This window comes from Mycobacterium innocens (assembly GCF_900566055.1).
GTDB lineage: Bacteria > Actinomycetota > Actinomycetes > Mycobacteriales > Mycobacteriaceae > Mycobacterium > Mycobacterium innocens.
The window spans coordinates 1-2,113 of record NZ_UPHQ01000304.1 but is presented as its reverse complement, the minus strand read 5'-3'; the positions used below and the strand labels follow the sequence as shown (position 1 = coordinate 2,113).

4 protein-coding genes are annotated in these 2,113 nt (G+C 60.1%); 3 read left to right on the top strand and 1 reads right to left on the bottom strand.

Going from position 1 to position 2,113, the window contains the following annotated elements; all coding sequences use genetic code 11:
• The first annotated feature begins 237 nt into the window (after positions 1-237).
• The 3 genes from EET03_RS28260 (at position 238) to EET03_RS30575 (ending at position 1,814) form a co-directional block, all read left to right on the top strand.
• The gene (locus EET03_RS28260) at positions 238-879 is read left to right on the top strand and encodes a HEAT repeat domain-containing protein (RefSeq protein WP_099194125.1); all 642 of its coding nucleotides are present in this window, start codon (positions 238-240) and stop codon (positions 877-879) included.
• Between the two features lie 279 nt (positions 880-1,158).
• Complete coding sequence (locus EET03_RS28255) at positions 1,159-1,605, top strand: hypothetical protein (protein ID WP_075543141.1); 447 nt, start codon at positions 1,159-1,161, stop codon at positions 1,603-1,605.
• A 59-nt stretch (positions 1,606-1,664) separates the two neighbouring features.
• Positions 1,665-1,814 carry a hypothetical protein gene (locus EET03_RS30575; RefSeq protein ID WP_167470729.1) on the top strand — a complete coding sequence of 50 codons (150 nt, stop codon included), beginning with the start codon at positions 1,665-1,667 and terminating at the stop codon, positions 1,812-1,814.
• Here EET03_RS30575 and EET03_RS28250 read toward each other — a convergent pair.
• A partial coding sequence (locus EET03_RS28250) for an integrase core domain-containing protein (protein WP_167470730.1) occupies positions 1,805-2,113 on the bottom strand: 309 nt, incomplete at its 5' end. The genes EET03_RS30575 and EET03_RS28250 overlap by 10 nt on opposite strands.

The following is a 2,113-nucleotide window of genomic DNA, read 5'->3' as shown; positions in this document are numbered from 1 at the left end:
GACTAGCCCCGCCCCCCGAAAACTGAAGCCCCCAAAGCACATTGGATCACCACCACCCCGATGCCCAACCTGAACGCCCCAACACCCCACCAACCACGCAAGTCGTGCGAAAAGTCAAACGTCAAGAGGCGTGATACCACCCAGCAGCTCCGTGACATGGCGCAGCGGGCGCGCGATAACGACTTGGAAGGATGACAAGGTGCCCGATGCAGTGATCGACGACACTAAGAATCTGTCATGACCGATAAGTATGGTCCCGATCCCGCGACCTGGCCGGAATACCGCCGCGCGATGAAGCGAGACCTGGATGCCGCCGGCATTCCCGAAGACACCGTCTGGCAACTGGTCAACTCCCGCTACGACTACCCGCAAGCGGTGCCGATCATGGTCGACTGGCTGCAGCACCTCGACGAACGTGTACCGCCCGGTGAACCGCGCCGGGCGATGCGAGTCGGCTTGATCCGCAACCTGATCACCAAGCACGCCAAGGGTAACCGCGCCGCCGCGGACATCTTGTTTCACCAGTTTGATATCGACCCCCCGCTTTGCAACGAAGAGCTCGAGGCCACCGGCTTTGCGCTGGCTCAAGTCTGTGACCGCTCCGACTTTCCCCGAGTGGCCGCGTTGATCCGTTCCGAGCGTGATTTTCCGACCAAATCGGACTTGGTGCGTTGGCTGGGGCAGTTCAAGACCGAAGAAGCCAAGCAGCTAGCGGTCAGCCAATTACCCAACCCGGGAACGCGGACCGACGCGATGGCAGCTCTGGTGCGCCAGCGCGCCACCGGGGTACGTGAAGAGGTCGCCAAATACCTCAACGACAAACACGAGTATTGGCGCAAGGAAGCACAAAAAACCCTCGACAAACTGCCCCCGGACTAGCCCTGCCCCCCGAAAACTGAAGCCCCCAAAGCACATTGGATCACCACCACCCCGATGCCCAACCTGAACGCCCCAACACCCCACCAACCACGCGCGTCGTGCGAAAAGTCAAACGTCAACAAGTGTGATACCACCCAGCAGCTCCGTGACATGGCGCAGCGGGCGCGCGATAACGACTTGGAAGGATGGCAAGGTGCTCGATGCAGTGATCAACGACAGTAAACACCTGTCATGAGGTCGCCCGGGAAACCCCACACGTGGCCAGAATCCGAACAAGCGATGAAAGCTGAACTCGACACTGCAGGCATCCCCGAAGACACAGTCTGGGAGTTGATGAACTCTCGCTATGACTATCCGCAGGCGGTGCCAATCATGGTCGACTGGCTACAGCACCTCGACGAACGCGTCCCACCTAACGAGGACCGTCGTGCCTGGCGAGTCGCGTTGATCCGCAACCTGATTACCAAGAACGCCAAGGGTAACCGTGCTGCCGCTGACATCTTGTTTCACCAGTTCGATATCGACCCACCACTATGCAACGAAGAACTCGAAGCCACCGGCTTTGCGCTGGCTCAAGTCTGTGACCGCTCCGACTTTCCCCGGGTGGCCGCGTTGATCCGTTCCGAGCGTGATTTTCCGACCAAATCGCAGCTGGTGCGTTGGCTGGGGCAGTTCAAGACCGAAGAAGCCAAACAGCTAGCGGGAGTTTCCGGCCTTCGTGGTTGAGCGGCGTGTCTTGTGTTGTGGTGCTTGAGGTTTGTGGGTTTGGAGTGTATTACCCATATATGGCGTCGATCGTGGGTAAGCGACGCGGCAAGCAGACCTATTACTACCTGGTGGAATCGGCCCGAGTGCAGGGCAAGCCGCGCATCGTGTCTCAGCAGTATTTGGGCAGTGAAGCATCCCCGGTTTCATGCACACCTCGTTACGTGTGACCGGTGTGCTCGCCGGCCTGGAGTCGAGCGTAGTACTCGGCCTCGGCTTCGGCCGGTGGGATGCGGCCCAGGCGGTGCATGAGCCTCCGCTCGTTGTACCAGCTAACCCACGCCGAGGTCATGTTCTCCAGGTCAGCGAGGGTTCGGATCGGGCCGACGCGAAACGGGGAGCCAGGGCGCACGCACTCGGTCTTGTAGAGCCCGATCGTGGTTTCGCACAGCGCGTTGTCCAGGGCGTCACCGACGGTCCCGATCGAGGGGATCAGTCCCTCCAACATTAGCGTCTCGCCGTAATGTAT